This window comes from Herbaspirillum sp. WGmk3 (assembly GCF_023952535.1).
Taxonomy (GTDB): domain Bacteria; phylum Pseudomonadota; class Gammaproteobacteria; order Burkholderiales; family Burkholderiaceae_D; genus Herbaspirillum; species Herbaspirillum huttiense.
The window spans coordinates 1,285,841-1,303,111 of sequence record NZ_JAKYWT010000001.1; the positions used below are offsets into that span (position 1 = coordinate 1,285,841).

13 protein-coding genes and 2 pseudogenes are annotated in these 17,271 nt (G+C 55.8%); 6 read left to right on the forward strand and 9 right to left on the reverse strand.

The features are described from left to right. Window positions 1-38: 38 nt before the first annotated feature. From MKD49_RS05595 to MKD49_RS05605, 3 genes and pseudogenes are all read right to left on the reverse strand, one after another. A complete protein-coding gene (locus MKD49_RS05595) occupies window positions 39-386 on the reverse strand; it encodes a helix-turn-helix domain-containing protein (RefSeq protein ID WP_252695705.1) in 348 nt (115 codons plus the stop codon). Between the two features lie 76 nt (window positions 387-462). Then, window positions 463-1,689, reverse strand: a pseudogene (locus tag MKD49_RS05600) (IS256 family transposase). 166 nt (window positions 1,690-1,855) lie between these two features. After that, window positions 1,856-3,163 (reverse strand): HipA domain-containing protein, encoded by a 1,308-nt coding sequence (locus tag MKD49_RS05605; RefSeq protein WP_252695706.1) that lies wholly within the window; start codon window positions 3,161-3,163, stop codon window positions 1,856-1,858. A 1,199-nt stretch (window positions 3,164-4,362) separates the two neighbouring features. Between MKD49_RS05605 and MKD49_RS05615 the strand changes: the two genes are divergently transcribed. Beyond that, entirely contained in the window at window positions 4,363-4,710 is a 348-nt protein-coding gene (locus MKD49_RS05615) for a helix-turn-helix domain-containing protein (protein ID WP_252695708.1), read from the forward strand. Window positions 4,711-4,904: 194 nt separating this feature from the next. Here MKD49_RS05615 and MKD49_RS26565 read toward each other — a convergent pair whose 3' ends face one another. Further along, window positions 4,905-5,378 (reverse strand): transposase, encoded by a 474-nt coding sequence (locus tag MKD49_RS26565; protein ID WP_371925439.1) that lies wholly within the window; start codon window positions 5,376-5,378, stop codon window positions 4,905-4,907. A 125-nt stretch (window positions 5,379-5,503) separates the two neighbouring features. Here MKD49_RS26565 and MKD49_RS05625 point away from each other — a divergent pair, with 125 nt between their 5' ends. Together MKD49_RS05625 and MKD49_RS05630 are read left to right on the forward strand one after the other, a co-directional pair. After that, window positions 5,504-9,598, forward strand: a complete 4,095-nt coding sequence (locus MKD49_RS05625) for a helix-turn-helix transcriptional regulator (protein ID WP_252695710.1) — start codon at window positions 5,504-5,506, stop codon at window positions 9,596-9,598. Between the two features lie 65 nt (window positions 9,599-9,663). Further along, a pseudogene (locus tag MKD49_RS05630) lies at window positions 9,664-9,750 on the forward strand (arsenical resistance protein ArsH); the annotation flags it as partial. A gap of 114 nt (window positions 9,751-9,864) precedes the next feature. On the opposite strand, the gene MKD49_RS05635 reads toward MKD49_RS05630, so the two are convergent. Continuing rightward, window positions 9,865-10,122 carry a hypothetical protein gene (locus tag MKD49_RS05635; protein ID WP_252695711.1) on the reverse strand — a complete coding sequence of 86 codons (258 nt, stop codon included), beginning with the start codon at window positions 10,120-10,122 and terminating at the stop codon, window positions 9,865-9,867. Between MKD49_RS05635 and MKD49_RS05640 the strand changes: the two genes are divergently transcribed. After that, window positions 10,111-10,608 (forward strand): type IV pilus twitching motility protein PilT, encoded by a 498-nt coding sequence (locus MKD49_RS05640; protein ID WP_371925440.1) that lies wholly within the window; start codon window positions 10,111-10,113, stop codon window positions 10,606-10,608. The two genes, MKD49_RS05635 and MKD49_RS05640, sit on opposite strands and share 12 nt — an antisense overlap. A gap of 85 nt (window positions 10,609-10,693) precedes the next feature. Next, window positions 10,694-11,179 carry a glutathione peroxidase gene (locus tag MKD49_RS05645; RefSeq protein ID WP_252695712.1) on the forward strand — a complete coding sequence of 162 codons (486 nt, stop codon included), beginning with the start codon at window positions 10,694-10,696 and terminating at the stop codon, window positions 11,177-11,179. A 13-nt stretch (window positions 11,180-11,192) separates the two neighbouring features. Here the strand turns inward: MKD49_RS05645 and MKD49_RS05650 are convergent, their stop codons facing one another. The 4 genes from MKD49_RS05650 to MKD49_RS05665 all read right to left on the reverse strand — a co-directional run bounded on the left by MKD49_RS05650 (window position 11,193) and on the right by MKD49_RS05665 (window position 16,180). Beyond that, window positions 11,193-11,573: a gamma-glutamylcyclotransferase gene (locus tag MKD49_RS05650; RefSeq protein ID WP_252695713.1), complete on the reverse strand. Its 381-nt coding sequence runs from the start codon at window positions 11,571-11,573 to the stop codon at window positions 11,193-11,195. Window positions 11,574-11,608: 35 nt separating this feature from the next. Then, window positions 11,609-12,505: a phosphate/phosphite/phosphonate ABC transporter substrate-binding protein gene (locus MKD49_RS05655; RefSeq protein WP_204725978.1), complete on the reverse strand. Its 897-nt coding sequence runs from the start codon at window positions 12,503-12,505 to the stop codon at window positions 11,609-11,611. After that, the gene (locus tag MKD49_RS05660) at window positions 12,502-14,787 is read right to left on the reverse strand and encodes an EAL domain-containing protein (protein WP_252695714.1); all 2,286 of its coding nucleotides are present in this window, start codon (window positions 14,785-14,787) and stop codon (window positions 12,502-12,504) included. Before MKD49_RS05660 ends, MKD49_RS05655 begins: the two co-directional genes overlap by 4 nt. A gap of 265 nt (window positions 14,788-15,052) precedes the next feature. After that, window positions 15,053-16,180, reverse strand: coding sequence for a sigma-54-dependent Fis family transcriptional regulator (locus MKD49_RS05665; RefSeq protein WP_252695715.1), 1,128 nt, complete (start codon window positions 16,178-16,180; stop codon window positions 15,053-15,055). A 192-nt stretch (window positions 16,181-16,372) separates the two neighbouring features. Between MKD49_RS05665 and MKD49_RS05670 the strand changes: the two genes are divergently transcribed. Further along, entirely contained in the window at window positions 16,373-17,269 is an 897-nt protein-coding gene (locus MKD49_RS05670; RefSeq protein ID WP_039786956.1) for a LysR family transcriptional regulator, read from the forward strand. Window positions 17,270-17,271: the final 2 nt, after the last annotated feature.

The window sequence follows — 17,271 nt, forward strand, 5'->3', positions numbered from 1 at the left end:
GAAAAATCCAATCATGGGAACAAAAACCTCCTGAAATATCAGTCTGATCGCAGATCGCATCTTTCTCCGAGAGCTTCCCTCAAATATGAGGTCAATTTTTTCAAATCATCCTTCGTAAGTCTCGCAGCTAAGAGGACAAATTCGGCCAATTGTTCATTTGGCTCGAAAAGGTAACTGAGCGGGACATCCAAGGCCTTCGCTAAGCGGAGGGAGGTTCCCTGATCAGGTATATGAACTCCCCGCTCGTACTGATTGATCCTCGGGCTTGCAGAATATTCATCTATACCAGCCAACACTCCCAAACCAAATTGGGTGAGACCAGCAGCCTTCCTAGCGCTCTTAAGCCGCCGCGGGAAAATGTCAGAAGTGTCTTTTCTTGAACTCATCCTAAGAGAGTCTTAGGATGCTATTGACGTTATACTAAGAGGGCGTGTCCGAATTTTTGTGTAAACGGGATTTCGTTTAATTCATAGAGATACGTTCACCGAACTGGATAGTAAACCGAGTCAGTGCAGCTTTCCAATCTCGGATGGGCAGCGTCCACTTTTTACTGATGTTGCACAGGGCCAGGAAGAAGAGTTTAATCAGCGCCTCATCGCTGGGGAACGAGTCCCGGTTCTTAGTCAGCTTGCGCAAACTCATGTTGACCGACGCGATGGCATTGGTCGTATAGATGACCTTTCGAATCTCTGGTGGGAAGTCGAAGAACGGAATCAGACGGGGCCAGTTGCGCCGCCAGGATTGGCCGATAGGCAGATACTCTGCATCCCATTTCTCTTCGAATTCACCGAGTCGGAGTTCGGCCTCTTCGGCGGTTACCGACTGGTAAATCAATCGTAGGTCAGCCGCCACCTCCGGACGTCGTTTCCATGAGACGTAATTCAAGCTGTGCCGGACCATGTGGACGATACACAGCTGCACCGTGGTCTTCGGGAACACAGCTTCGATGGCATCCGGGAAGCCCTTCAAGCCGTCAACGCAAGCGATGAAGATATCTTGCACACCCCGATTACGCAGCTCAGTGACAACCTGCAGCCAGAACTTGGCGCCTTCCGTTTGCGCTAGCCACAGTCCCAACACCTCCTTCTCACCGTCCATGGTGATGCCGATGGCTAGGTAGACGGCTTTTACTCGCACCGTTCCTTCACGCACTTTGACATGGATGCAGTCCAAATAAACGATGGGATAAATTGGATTCAATGGCCTGGCTTGCCAGGCTTTGACTTCATCGACAACGGCGTCAGTGACCGATGAAATCAGGCTGGGTGACACCTCGGTTCCATACATCTCTTCCAGGTGCGCCTGAATCTCTCTTACTGTCATGCCACGGGCATACAGCGAAATAATCTTGTCGTCGAAGCCGGCCCAGCGCGTCTGATGCTAGGTTACCAGCTTCGGTTCGAAGCTGCCATGACGGTCCCGAGGAACTTCGATTGGCAACTCGCCAAATTCGCCCTTGAGCGTCTTGCGACTCTTGCCGTTTCGGGTATTGCCCGACTCATTGGCTACGCTCCCGTGCTTCTCATGGCCCAGGTGCTCGCTCAGTTCGGCTTCCAGGGCTCGCTCCACCACCAGCTTGGTGAGATGCTTCAACAGGCCTTCTTCATCTATTAAATCTTCGGGATTCTTGTAATTGGCTAGCAATCCAGCCAGTAATTCTTCTGGTACGTCGTGTTTCTTTTTGCTCATTGTGGCTCTGGACAAGGCGACAGTTTCCTGCCAATAGTCCGTTTACACAAAATTATGTACAGGCCCATTCGAGTGTTCAACTCAGGCCGAACTGGGTCCACCAGACTTCGAAATATGCAGTTACCTCATCTCCGAAATTCACAGATCCCGTCAGTCCCGCCTATGGTTAATTGAGGCTGACAGCCAAAGGCAATGTGCGCAAGCGGCAGAGAATCTCATTTCTGATCCTATCTGGAACATCCGAAGTTTGAAGTGCAGTGGGCCAGCGATCGAGCGCCAATTCCACTGCGCGCTTTACCGCCACCTTCACAGCCAATTGAGCGATTCCGGCCTCTTGAGCTACGGCACAATATAAATCTAAAGTTTCCTCGCGTTGAAACTTGTCTATTGCAACGTTAGTGTGTAGCGACCTGAAATTTGGAAGTGCGGATAAGCAAACAATGTCGTAGGCCGGAGAGAGTTCTGGAAAGATTTCGTGTCGATATAGAACGCTGTGGTTTTTCAAATGCGCGTCAGAATTTCCAATGAGCGTGTTGACGGCCTGACGCATAAAGAACTGCTGAATATCGGAGATACCTTTTGTGCCGAGTCGATTTAGCATCTGAAGGAACAAAACAAATTTTCTGACACCTGCATACTTCTGACCAGGCAACATTCCAAGGAATTGACAAGCATCTTCGATATGCACTGGTCCTTCCGGGCTACGATCAAAACGGTCCACTGCAAGGAAATGTGTATTCGGTCCAAGTTGCCGGACTAAATCAGGCAATCCGACTATTTCGCTCATGGGAACTAGTCGGCATTGGGCGACGTTTATTTCTGCTAATCGAGCCAATGTCATGCACAGATACTCGTTTCTTACCTGGGAGTCGTCTTCAACCTTTGGTAACTTCGCGACAACGTTCGAAAGTTCTCCTGTCTGAGGTGTTCGGTAAAGCTGGTCGTCGTGAGAGTAGAAAAGCGCAAGCTTATCTTGAACCCCAGAAAGCAAGGCTCCTCCGGCAATAGCCCCCTCCGGAGCGATCGGGGCCCATACTTTGGAGTAGCCACCTATTTCCATCTTTGATAGGGATGGCGGGAGCTTGGAGAGATCTGCCGGAACTGCGATTATCGCTCCCGGCAAGTCTTGACCTGCAGCGGCCAATATTCCAAAGTCATCTTTGTCCTTATCCTCCCTTCGCGTTGCTGCCAGCCTTAAGCGCAATGTCCCCTCGGACATTAACCCTGCAAAAAACGGAGGCATCTGCTTACGTTCGCGATATAGAGGTGGATCCGTATGACTATCTACTGAGCTACGAGAAAGCGCGTCACCACCAGGCATTATGATAGACGCTGATAAGGTGGCTCGATGCCTGTCATCTAGATAGTCCTCGGTGGCAATGAATCTACTAGTTCCCTCAAGCTCACAGAGCCAACCAACATGAACACTATGAAGCCATATCTCCAGATAGCGAGGCGATAGTGTCTTATTCACGTGAATCCGGAAATTTGAATCTGATCAGGCCCTGAAAGAGCAGCGTCCAGATTGAGATTTTGATGTCTATATTAAATGGTGAGGCCGTAGTCGATGGCGGCATCAATGTCAGCCACATTAGCTATCTCTGTAGATAGATGCGACGTGCTAACCACCAATCAGCAAATTCGGCAAAACACGCATGCTTAGAATCCACTAGACCTAGATCGTCACCGACATTTGGGCTGCCTGAAGAATCACGTAAAATTAAGGCAGTATGAATCTGCGATGGAATTCCCCGCATGAAGGGCAAATAATCGTCAACGAAAGCTACAGGTGCTATTTCAGTCAGCGCTATAGCTTTTGGACTAACTGGGCCATCAATTCCCTCGGTGCAGAATATTCGCTCAATAGGAAAACCTAGTTCATATAGATTTTTTTCACGGGCTTGTCTAAAGCAGGGATCTATGGCGCTCACACAGACCAGATTGAATCCTGCATTCCTTAATCGAAAACATGCATCGATTGCGCCGTCATAGGCCGGCAGAGAACTCCAAAATGATTCATCGAAATGTGACCGAAAGTACTCCAATCTGGGGCCGGTAAGATGTTCGACTCGCCACCGCTCTCTGGGCCAATAGGCATCAGGATTTTGTAGATATGGGAGGACACCGAATGCACGCTGCCAAGCAATAGCGTACGCGGCGCTATAGTTCAGCAGGACTCCATCGACGTCAATGGCAATAGTGCTCAAAGCTCGGTAGCAGGCAAGGATGGATGAATTGCAAATCCTGTTACCGCATTGCCAATGATCTGCTGCGTAGTAGCCATGTCAGATTCAAATAGATAATGCTCCAGGTCGTGAGACCATGTGTCGATTAGTAATTTTGCCCAATGCGCAAATTGCTCTATTGGCTCACTTCCTCGCAGCGGGATATTGCGATTGTGTCGGTTTCCAGGTGCTCGACGCCACTCCACCGTCAAACTACCATCGACCTTCATGGAGATGGCTTTAACTTTCTTAGAGGCACCGCCAACTCCGATGTAAGTTGAAAGTGGCCGAATATCACAGACGTTCATTGGTTACAGTAATCAGACAACACGGCTAACTGAGATTCACAGGAAAATCAGGACGCTCTATGTTCTTCATGGAAGAAAGGAAGAATGGATACTAAGTAACTCTTAGTACAACGTCAATAGCATCCTAAGACACTCTTAGGATGAGTTCGAAAAAAGACACTTCTGGCGTTTTCCCACGGCGGCTTAAGAGTGCTAGGCAGGCTGCTGGTCTCACCCAATTTGGTTTGGGAGTGTCGGCTGGTATAGATGAATATTCTGCAAGCCCGAGGGTCAATCAGTACGAGCGGGGAGTTCATATACCTGATCAGGGAACCTCCCTCCGCTTAGCGAAGGCCTTGGATGTGCCGCTCAGTTACCTTTTCGAGCCAAATGAACAATTGGCCGAATTTATCCTCTTAGCCGCGAAGCTTACGAAGGAAGATTTGAAAAAATTGACCTCATATTTGAGGGAAGCTCTCGAAGAAAGAGGCAATCTGCGATCAGACTGATATTTCAGGAGATTTTTTTCGTGTGATTGGATCTTTCATGTGTGAAATTCCATGATATGCGCGACTATTCCTAGATATGCGCACATTCTGACTATATCCCAAGGCGTCATTGCGAATAAGCAGCCTCTCTGTTTAAAAAAACTGAATCGCTTTTGGAGTGAACCCGTCGGGCTGGACCAAGGTTGATCGAGAAACTAAGCCGCTTGCCGAGCAAGGTGTACTTCGAACTGGTTAGGTGATTGATAGCCCAGCGCCGAGTGCATACGCCGTTCGTTGTAAGTCTCTTCGATGAAGTACGGCAGTCTCACTGCCACGTCATCGAATTTCTCATATCCGGCCAGACAAACCTCTTCGACCTTAAGCGTCTTCATGAAGCGCTCCGCCTGCGCGTTGTGATATGGATTGGCTGGCGCACTCATCGACCCTATCAGACCAAATTCCCCCAAAGAATCCCGGTATAAGGCACTGGCATATTGGCACCCACGATCCGTATTGTGAATACAGTTACCAGGCGCCGGCCTGCGAATTCTGTAAGCGACCGTCAGCGCGGCCAGTGCCAAAGGCGTGTCGATCCGCTTAGATAAAGCGTAGCCGATTACCTTGCGGCTGCAAGCATCCGAAACAACGGCCAGGTAGACAAAGCCGGATGCTATTCGGATGTAGGTGATATCGCGTGCCGCGCCTCACCAAGTCGCGCTCTTGCAATTATGTCATCTTCCTCCGTCCGTGCCGATGCAACACTCCTAGAAAGATTGCCCGCAAGAAAGCTTGTGCGATGTGCTCATAAAGAAAATTGACAACCCAAAATCAGCTAATTATTATGATGTCATATTTTTTATATGACATCGGGTGCTCGATGACTGACTTACTACTTCCTGAGCAGGTGAAGGCGGCTCGTGCACTTTTGGCATGGTCCCAGCAAGAACTCGCTGCTAAAGCCCGCATTGCAACCTCCACACTTGCCGATTTTGAGCGTGGAGTTCGTACCCCGACGGCAAATAATGCACAGGCTGTTCGGGAGGCACTTGAAGCGGAGGGGCTTAAATTCGTCGCTGGAGGTGTTGTAGAAAAATCCAGACTCGTACCCAATCCCTCCGCTAGAGCTGGGGGCATCATGCGCTGGGTGAACGCGACGGATCTTTCCCAGTGGGCAGAGCGTCGAGATGGGCAGAGCTCCATGCCGGAGCTGCTTCGCCGCCTGATCTATGCGACGGTGGGGCCGTCAGCCGAGATACTCTTCCCTTCAGACGAAAGCGTTCAGCAGGGCGGATGGGACGGCATTTGTAAGGCTAATAGTGGCGTGAGTTACGTGCCAAGCGGAAATTCATGCTGGGAGATCGGCGCGCAGCGCACCTCCATTCGGACAAAAGCCGAGACTGATTTCAAGAAACGCACCAAAGATCCACTTGGTTTAGATCCTACACAAACTGCCTTCGTCTTTGTAACTCCACAGCGATTTAGCGGGAAAACTAGCTGGCTGACCGAAAAAAAGGCGCTCGGCATATGGCGTGATGTAATTGTGATCGACAGTGACGATCTCACTCATTGGCTCGAGGTGTGTCCTGCAGTAGCTCAGTGGTTGTCTGTCAAAATCGGCCGCCGTCCGGCGGGGCTGCGCAATCTAGAGGAAGTATGGTCTGAGTGGATTGGTGCAACTCAAGTACCACTGACAGAGGACGTTCTCCTAACTGGGCGAGATGACGACCAAATCGCCGTGTTGAAGTGGCTACGAGAGCCTGCGAAACTGCTCTCAATGCAAGCAGACGCTCCAGATGAGGCGCGATCTTTTCTTTTCGCAGCAATTAGCTCTTTGCCGGAGAATTATCGCCTATCACATTATAGTCGTTGCGTGGTAGTGGACAACGATGACACGGCAAGAGAGCTTGTAGGGTTAGGTACCCAATTAATAGTCGTTCTCACTGATCCTGAACCGGGCCTCGCACAACGCCTAGTTGATGACGGCCATCATGTTTTCGCCGCGTACGGTCCGGGTGTTTCAAATCAAATCGGGCTTCGGATCTTACGTAGACCGTGGAAATTTGATCTTCAAATGGCCCTCGTACGAGCCGGCATTAGCGAAGAGCTAGCACGTCATTACTCGCGTGCTTCTGGGCGAAGTATTACGGTATTACGCCGATTGATGCCGGCTGTTCCACATCGCCGATTGGCTTGGGCGGAAAGTGCGCCAGCTGAACTTATAGCTGCCATGTTCGCAGGAGCTTGGGTTGGAACTTCGGTGCAGGATCAGCAGGTTATCAGCGATCTAGCGGGGTGTCCGTACGCTCAGGTCGAGGAAGTATTGGCGCCGCTAACCGCTATTGGCGGCCCCCTCATCCGTTCGGGGGAACTCTGGAAAATTGTATCGCTTCGAGATCTTTGGACTCAGATCGGTGGGCAGGTTACCCCAAGCCAGTTCGCTAGGTTCGAAACTACTTTCAATGCGGTGCTTACCGCCGTCGACCCTCGCTTTTCACGCGAGCAGAAGAGCATGTATTACGAAGGGGAGAACGAATTTGAGGCTCAACCTTCACCAGCAATCCGTTCCGGATTAACGGAAACAATGATTGTGATGGCGATCTATCCAGAACGAGCGACGCTGATTTCCAATATCGGAATGTCCGTTGATCGTGCCATCCGAAAAATCTTTGATAATGCAGACGCCTCAATTTGGTGGTCACTTTCTCGTGACTTCGAAAATCTTGCAGAGGCTGCGCCTCGTGAATTTCTAGACGCGATAGAAGCCAGTCTTGAGGGGGACAACCCGCCAATTAATTCGCTGTTCCGCAGTGAAGAAAGAATGTTTCAACGAACCGAATATTTGTCGGGCTTGCTATGGGCGTTAGAAATACTAGCTCGGAGTCCGACCCATCTTCCGAAGTGCGCGCTGCTGCTAGCGCGCTTGCATGAAATAGATCCTGGCGGTAAATGGAGTAACCGGCCATTTGCATCGCTGAAACGAATTTTTACCATTTGGTCTCCACAAACTTACGCAAAACCAGCAGAGCGGCTAAAGGTAATCGATACCGTAATACTTACGCATCCGAATGTCGGCTGGACTTTACTACTTGCATTGGCACCACGTTTTCATGATGTCCAACATCCTTCGGCAAAGCCTAAGTGGCGCGATTTCACTCCAGCTGAACCGGAAGAGATTACCTTGCCAGCTATTGCCGCGTCCGCTAATGCTATTGGGAAACGACTGCTTGAGCATGCAGGAGAAGATAATAAGCGCTGGCTAGCGCTACTCGATCTTTGGCCTAGCTTCGACGCTTCTTGGCGCGCGATAGCTGTCGATCAATTGACGCGCGTCGCCAAAAAACTGGCGGATCCTGAGCAAGTTGAAATTATGCGCGATGAACTACGCTCACTGTTAGCAAAACACAGGGCTTTCCATGACGCGCAATGGGCAATGGGGGAAGACGCCCTGAAACCACTCGACGAGGTCTTTGAGATCCTTCAGCCAACTGGGATACGCGAGCGTGTTCGCTGGCTATTTCGCCCGGGGGCGGCGGAGCTGAAGCCGGACATCGATTGGAGCGAACAACAAGCTGAGCTAGAGAGGGCACAGTGCGACGCGGCAGAGCAACTACTGGCAGTCCTGTCGGAGGATGAATTGTTCTCCTTTGCACGCACGATAACAATGCAGCGGGCGTTTGGCGTAGCTATAGCCAGTTCAAGCCTTTCTGACAATCAGAAGCAGGCGATGATGAAACGGGGCCTCGAAGCTTCTGACTCGACGGATGTGGAAGTCGGCTTGGGTATTATGTATATGCTTAAATTCAGAGCTCAACCCGAAGGCGATTCGTGGATTCGGGCAATTTGGAAGCAAGCTGTGGCGCAGAATTGGGACGAAGCGGCCGAACTGCGTATCGTACAAGCGCTTCCTGCTAACAAAATAATTTGGGAAGAGATTGAGGCTCGTGGAAAAGACTTTAGCGATAAATATTGGCATACGTTACCTATACATTTGATTGCCAAAGAAACTGATGCAAGCTATGTCGTAGATCGTATGTTGCAGTTGGACCGTGCCATTGATGCGGTGAGCTGGATCGCGAACAGTGTTCAGATGAAGCCGGATGGTCAATTGATCGTGACTGTATTGCGTGCCGCGGCCAAGGCGACGCAGCCCCTTGAAGATAATGCTGCAACAATGTTCAGCTATTACGTCGGGATTCTTCTAGATTATCTCGAGGTTAATTCGAGCGTTGATGAACGAGATATCGTGGAATTAGAGTGGATCTATTTTCAACTTTTACGTTACTCGCAACGCTCTACTCGGATACTGCAGCGCGCTTTAGCTCGGGATCCGGAATTCTTTGTGTCCCTTGTCAAACTTATATATCTACCGGACGAGGGTAGTGGTGTGATCGAACCTGAACTTGGTGATGCTGAAAAAATGCGTGACCTAGCGGGGCAGGCATACAACGTAATACATGATTTGAGTCACGTACCTGGCGCCGATGATCATGGAACTATAGATCGAAATGCTCTGGAGTTGTGGGTAAAGCAGTCACGTAAGCTCCTATCGGAAGCAGGCCGTTCTGCGATTGGAGACAGTAAGATTGGTGAAATTCTCTCGGCCGCGAAACAGCAGTCAGATAGTCCGTGGCCACCGGAGCAAGTTCGGGATGTGATTGAGTTGGTCCGAAGCCGATCACTAGAAGAAGGTTTTGAATGTGGCGTATACAACCGCCGTGGTGTAACTGTACGCATGCCACATGACGGAGGAGCATTGGAGCGAACTCTCGTGGCACGATATCGGAAAGACGCTGAAGCTCTTAGATTTGACTGGCCCAGAACCGCAGCTTGCTTGGAGCGGATAGCCGAAACCTATGAATTTGATGCAAAACGGGCCGATGTCTCAGTGGAACAGCGCGAGTGGCTTTAACTAACTGGTCATTGCTGTTGTTATTGTATGTCGCAGACATCAACTAAATTCTCTATGATCTATTCATATTCATGTTGTTGACGCGCGATATTTCCCTATTTTTGATCGACCGATACAGTGAGCGGCGAGAAACTGCCGAGGAGCTGTCCAAGAGCAGGCAATGGAAGGTGGGTCAAATGGAAAGAGTCAAATCCGCGAGCAAATCAACAAAGTGGCGGCTAAAACAAATTTAAACGTTTGCGGAGGGGGCTAACTACGATCACTCGCTACAGCAACTGACCCAAACATGTTTCCTGTAGAAAATATTGCAAGGAATTGTCAAAACAATACCAAATTCCCTGACTAGCGTTGCAATCATGTAGTGAAAGTGGAATCTCTCTATTTACCTCAATTGTTGCAAAGTGCCAACTACTCTCTTGGGAAATGGATATGTTTTTATCTTTTCCCGTTAAAAAAGCAAAACCATCGAATTCCTGCACGCGCCCAGCCGCGCCCTGGTCAGCCAGCGCGAGATCGGCACCCACGTCGCCAGCTTCGCGCAGGCCCTGCGGGCGGCGCTGCGCGAGGATCCGGATGTCTTGCTGGTCGGCGAGCTGCGTGATACGGAGACCATCCGCCTGGCTCTGACCGCCGCCGAGACCGGCCATCTGGTGCTGGCCACACTGCATGCGGCCTCGGCCGCGCGCGCAGTGGATCGCATCATCGATGCCTTCCCCGAAGGCGAGAAGGACACCGCGCGCGCCCTGCTGGCCGAGGCACTGCAGGGCGTGGTCGCCCAGATCCTGGTGCCGGCCGCTGACGGTGCCGCAAGGGTGGCGGCCCATGAAGTGCTGGTGGCCACGGCGGCGGTGCGCAACCTCATCCGCGAGGGACGCAGTGCGCAACTGCTTTCGGCCATGCAGGCCGGTGCCGCCCAAGGCATGCAGACACTGCAGGCGAGCCTGTCGCTGCTGGTGCAACAGGGCCGCATCAATGCGGCGAGCGCACGCGAACACGGCCTGCAGGCCTGATCCCCGGTACGGGCGGCCCCGAGCAAGCCCGCCCGCAGCGGTTTAGAATGGCGGCCACACCGATGCTAGCCTCAAGGAACGATCCATGACCACTCTCTACGATTTCCAGCCCAAGCTGCCCGACCAGACGCCCTTCCCGCTGGAACAGCTGCGCGGCAAGGTGCTGCTCATCGTCAATACCGCCAGCAAGTGCGGCTTCACCCCGCAATACAACGGCCTGGAAGCCATCCATCGCCAGTTCCACGCACGCGGGCTGGAAGTGATGGGCTTCCCCTGCAACCAGTTCGGGGCGCAGGAGCCGGGCAATGCCGAGGAAATCGGTGCCTTCTGCGAAAAGAATTACGGCGTGAGCTTTCCGCTGTTCGCCAAGATCGATGTCAATGGCGACCAGGCCGATCCGCTCTACCAGTACCTGAAGAAGGAAGCACCGGGCCTCCTGGGCAGCAAGGCCATCAAATGGAATTTCACCAAGTTCCTGGTGCGCCGTGACGGCACCGTCTTCAAGCGCTATGCGCCGCAGACGCGTCCTGAGGAAATGATTTCCGATATCGAAACGCTGCTGGCCGAATAAGTCACTCCCCTCTTCATGCCGGCCAGCAGCCCTCGTGCAGCTCGCGCCCGGCAGCGGCCAGCGCGGCCGGCATGAAATACGCATGGGCCATCAGCAAGCGGCCCGGCTGCGCAGGGTCCGGCGCTTCAAGCTCCACCTCAATCTCCTGCCGCGTGTAGAGCACCGGCACTTCCTCAAAGCGGTCCAGCTGCGCCATCATGGTGTCGGGCACTTCCCAGACTTCACCGGCGATGCGGCACGGTCCCTGCTCCCACACCAGCGCCGGATAATGCGGCAAGGCCACCAGCCGCCAGCACTGCACGCTGCGAGCCGGGGCCACGAACTGCGCACCGTCCATCATGAACGCATTGGATTGCCCGCGCTTGAGCGAACCATAGACGAACACCTTGGGCACAGCTTCTCTCCTGCAAAGCGCCGTGCAGCCCGCCGTTACGGCAATGCACGGATGATCTGGTAAGCCGCGTCGTGCACCGGCACGAAGTGGGTGGCACGCAGGTTGTCCAGGGCCAGCTTCACGCGCAGCGCGTTCTTGTCCAGGAACACTTCGCGGATCTTGTTGCGGATATCGGCGCACAGCTGGCCCCGATAGACGAAGGGGTCGAAAGGAATCGGCCCCGAACGCCATAGTACCCGCACATCGCTCTTCTTGAGTTGGCCGTCGCTGATCATGCGCGAGAGATTGGTACTGGCCACGAAAGCCGCATCGGCATTGTGGTTCAGCACGGCCATGACCGATTTCTCATGATTGCCTGAATAGCCGATACGCGAGAAATACTGGTCGAACTGCAGCTTGTACTGGCGCGCAAAGAGGTGGCGCGGGATCAGCGCGCCCGAGGTGCTGTCGGGGTCGGCCAAAGCCAGCACCCGTCCCTTGAGCGAGGCCACGCTGTCATACGGTCCCTGCTGGCGCGTGATCAGCAGCGCGTAATACACCGACGACACGCCGCCCTGCGCCGCAAAATTGGGCTCCACCTGCTCCATCGAAGCAAAAGGCGTAATCTGCGGATCGCCCTTGCGCGCCGTCACGTAGGACGCCGGCCCCAGCCGCGCGACATCGATGGCGCCGGCGATCAGTCCTTCGATGACCCCGCCGTAGGAGGTCGGGATGATCACGTCCACCGGCATCTTCAACCGTTCGCGCAATTCTTCCACCAGCGGTGCCAGGGCCGATTGCTGGTCGACGTCGCGCCCCTGCGGCACGAAGGAAAAGCGCAGCCGCTGCGGCCGTTCACAGGCGCTGCGGTTGGCGGCCAGCGACGGCAGGGCCAACAGCAGGCAGCAGAGCGCACCAACGGCCAGGGACAGGGAAGCGATGCGGGTCATCATGAGAAATCGAAGCTGCCTTTCTGCAGGAGCGGCACCAGCTGTGCGGCGGCGACCGGGCGTTGCAGATAGAACCCCTGCACTTCGTCGCAGCCCATCAGCTTGAGGTGCATGAGTTGTTCACGGGTTTCCACGCCTTCGGCCACCACCTTCAAGCCGAGATTGCGGGCCAGCGTGACAGTGGAAGCGACGATCATGCCGTCGCTGTTGTCGTTGCGGATGTCGCGCACGAAGGAGCGATCGATCTTGAGCGCATACACCGGCAGCGCCTTGATGTGGCTGAGGCTGGAATAGCCGGTGCCGTAGTCATCCAGGTAAATGCGCAGCCCCTCGTCGCGCAGTTTTTCCAGGGTCTGGCGCGCCTGTTCCAGGTCGGCGATGAAGCAGCTCTCGGTGACCTCGATCTCCAGCCAATGCGCGCTCAGCTGATGGCGCTGCAGCGATTCGCGCACGGTGGCGATGAGGCGCTCGTCATTCAATTGCTTGGCCGAGACATTGATGGCCACCGGCACCAGCGGCAGCCCGTCGGCACGCCATTGCGCCAGTTGCCGGCAGACTGCCTCGATGATCCAGTGGCCCAGCGGCTGGACCAGGTCATGCGTTTCGGCCAGACCAATGAACTCGCCGGGAAAGATCAGGCCATGCTCGGGATGCTGCCAGCGGATCAGCGCTTCCATGCCGACCACGCGATAGTCCTGCAGCGCCACCTTGGGCTGGTAGTGCAGGCAGAATTCGTTTTCCTTGAGGGCCTGGCGGAAGCGTCCCAGCAACTCCAGCCCGCGCACCGCAATCGCATTGAGCGAGGCATCGTAGAAACGGTAGAGGCCGCTGCCAGTGCTCTTGGCGGTGTACATGGCCGAGTCGGCATTGGTCATCAGCGTGGTGATGCTCTGGCCATCGCGCGGATACAGCGCGATGCCGATGCTGGGCGCGGTTTCGACATCGCAGCCCAGCAGGTCGGGATACGGTGCGCGCAGGGTTTCAACCAGCTTGTCGGCAATCTCGGCAACCACTTCCTCGCTGCGGATCTCGGACACCAGCACCACGAATTCATCGCCGCCCAGCCGCGCCACCAGGTCGTATTCGCGCACGGCCGCGCGCAGGCGGCGTGCCACTTCCTGCAGCAGGGCGTCGCCCACGGCATGGCCGAGCGTGTCGTTGATGAGCTTGAACTTGTCGAGATCGAGGAAGAACAGCGCATACAGGTTGCGGCTGCGCCGCGCCCGCGAGAGTTCGGTGGCGGCCAGTTCGTAGAACAGCATGCGGTTGGGGATGCCGGTCAGGTAATCGTGCGAGGCGAGCTGGTAGGCGCGGCTCTTTTCCTGTTCCAGCTGCTGGATCAGGCCGCTCTTCTCGCGCTCGGAATACAGCAGTTGCTCGTACAGGAAACGGCGACGGTGCGCCATCGCGATCAGGCCGCCCGAGAGCACCACCACCAGCAGCGAGATCAGGATGGCCTGCAGGTAATACTGCCGGTGCGCCGGCCACAGCTTGCCCAGCAGCACCTGCTGGTCGCGGCTGACCACCACCGCCAACGGGTAATGCGCCAGCCGGCGCTGCACGCCCACATGCTGGGCCGCATCACCCGGACGCAGTGCATGGATGAGGCCATCGCCCTTGCCGGTGAGCAGGAAGGTGGCGTACTCCTGCCCGGCGTAGTTGGAGCCGCCCGAGAGGATGCCCCCGGCCAGCTCGGCCAGTTGCAGCCCGGCGGTGTTGATGATCTCGATACGGCTGGCACCATCGACGCTGACCTCTTCATAGGTCTTGAGGAAATAGCCGAGATCGAGAATGGCGGCGAAGAATCCCTGCAGCGTTCCCTTGCCATCCTGCAGCGGAATGAGCAGCGGCACGCGCCAGCTGTAGCCGTCGCGGTTCAGGGGTGGCTTGATGATCATCTGGTTCTGTTCGCCGGTACTGGTCAGCGTACTCATGAAACCGGCATTGATGAGACGGCTCAGTTCCGGCTCGCTCTTCTGGCGTGCCGAGGAATAGACCAGCCGTCCGCGCGCATCGAACATGGCCACGCGCAGGTAGGCCGAGTCGCCATTGAAGAGCGGATTGAAATACGCCGAGGATGATTGCTCGCCATTGAGCATGGACTGCCCGATGCGCGAATACAGCAGGGTCTTGCCCAGCACTTCATCCAGATTGGCCGAGACGATGGCGGCCACGTTGCGGCTGTCGGCCACCGAGCCGGCGATGGCCAGCTGTTTTTCATTCTCGATGCGGATCAGCGTGAAATACCACAGCAGCGACAATGCGCCGGCGGCGAGCAGCACCATGCCCGCCGACACGCCCCTGCCCGCGAGCAGTCTGGTCAGCAGCCCTTGCGGCTCGAACGATAACGGCTTACGCAATCCCCACCCGCCTGATCATGGTGCCGAGACCGGCACCTTCGCTTGTCCCTTTTTGACTGGCTGAGGGTAGCGGGCATTTATTTCAAGTGAATGACAAACGCACGAGCATTAACAGAAATTTAATGCTGGCAAGCGCGCCGGGGAACGCTCTTGCCCTGCACCAGATGCTGCGCAAATGATTTATATCGTTTCAGGCAACCGCATAGGCAGCATGCGCAGGCATGGCCTGATCGCGCACATGCGGGATATCGAGCTGCCGCAGCTTGCGGTACAGCGAGGCCCGGCACATGCCCAGTTGCCGCGAGGCGGCGGAGATGTTCCAGCGGCTGCCGTTCAGGGCTTCGATGACGCGGGTGCGTTCATCACGCCCTGGATCGGCGGCGTTGGCCTGGCTGCTGCTCCCGGCGGCCAGGCGCGATGCCGGACGGTGCAGCGGCAGCACCTGCGCCAGCGTGGCGGGCTGGAACTGCATCAGTTCTTCCGGCAGATCACGCAGGGTGATGCGGCCGTCATTCATGACGGCACAGCTGTAGCGGATCACCGCATGCAGCTGGCGCAGATTGCCCGGCCAGGGATAGGCCAGCAGGCGCTGCAGGGCGGCGGGATCGAGCATGCTCTCGTCGGCCGCATGGCCAAGCTCATCGGCGATCATCTGCATCACCAGCGCGGGCCGGTCGCTGCGGTCGCGCAGGGCCGGCAGACGCAGTACGCCACCGGCGATGCGGTAATACAGGTCTTCACGGAAGCGGCCTTCGGCGACCAGGGTTTTGAGGTCCTGGTGGGTAGCGCAGATCAGTTGCACATCCACCGGTACCGGACGCAATGCTCCCAGCGGAATCACTTCGCGTTCGGAGAGCACGCGCAAGAGGCGTGTCTGCAGGGCGAAGGGCATGTCGCCGATTTCATCGAGGAAGAGCGTGCCGCCATCGGCCTGCTGGACCTTGCCCTTCATGCCGCCGGGCAGCGCACCGGAGAAGGCCCCCTTGGCGTAGCCGAACAATTCGCTTTCGGCCAGGCTCTCGGGGATGGAGGCGCAGTTGATGGCGATCCAGCTGGCGCGGCGGCGCGCGCTGTAGTCATGCAGGGCGCGCGCGAGGTATTCCTTGCCGGTACCGGTCTCGCCCAGGATCAGCACGGGAATGCCGCGATCGATCAGGCGCTTGCCGCGCTCGACCAGGTCGCGCATCAGCTCGTCGCCGGCGGCGAGCTGGCCGATGTCGCGATAGCGCGGGGCGTGGCGCGTGGAAGCCGAAAGGGGTGCGGGGGTGAGGCAAACGTCACTGTCAGGCAAGGGCTGCGCTACCGGGGTGGTCGGCATGATGGTCTCCTGTCTTGGACTGCTTTTTTTATCGAGCCGGCTTCCCTCGGGACCGGTTCTTTATGCGCGGGAACCCGCCTGGGGCGGGCCCGGAGACGTGTCGCAACGGCACGTCTGCGGCAAAGAATAGCCAGTCCGATCCATGACTTCCAATACAATGTACAGACAGAATCAATACCTTGAAGGTATCAAATGATCGAATTGAGACACCTCACCTATTTCCGCACCGTAGCAGAAACCCTCCATTTCGGACGCGCGGCAGAGTTGCTGCATATCTCGCAACCGCCGCTGACACGGCAGATTGCGGCGCTGGAGAGGGAGTTGGGCGCGCAATTGTTCGACCGCAGCAAACGCGCCATCCAGCTGACGTCAGCGGGCAAATATTTTTATCGCGACACCACAGAAATTTTCAAGGCACTGGAGCGGGCCAAGCGCAATGCGGCCTCGTCCAGCACCGGGCAGAGCGGTGCGCTGAAGGTGGGGTTCATGATGTCCTCGGCCTACAACATCCTGCCGGCGGTGACGCGCCATTATTCGGCGGCCTATCCGGAGGTGGACATGCGCCTGAGCGAATACGTGCCCAACCTGCTGGCCACCGACCTCGAGGATGAGAAGATCGACGTGGGCATCATGTATCGCCCCGAGGATTGCCGCCGGCTCGACAGCCACACCATCTATGCCGAGCCCTTGCTGGCGGTGCTGCCGCGCGGGCACCGGCTGGCGCACAAGCCCGACATCTCGGCCGCCGAGCTGGCCGAGGATGCCTTCATCAGCATTCCGCGTCCGATTGCGCCGGTGGTGTATGACCTGATCCAGCAGCATTGCCAGCTGCATGGTTTCCGTCCCCGCATCGTGCTGGAGACCAACCTGCAGCAGACCATCGTCAACCTGGTCGGTGAAGGCCTGGGCGTGGCGCTGGTGCCGACCTCGATGCAGGCCATGCATCTGGACACCACGGTCTTCAAACCGCTGATCGGTGCGCCGACGGTGGAGGTGGCGGTGATCTGGAACCGGGAGAATACCAATCCCTGCATACGGACGTTTGCGGAGACGGCGGTGGAGGTGTGGGGGAAGATGCAGACCGGCTAGGC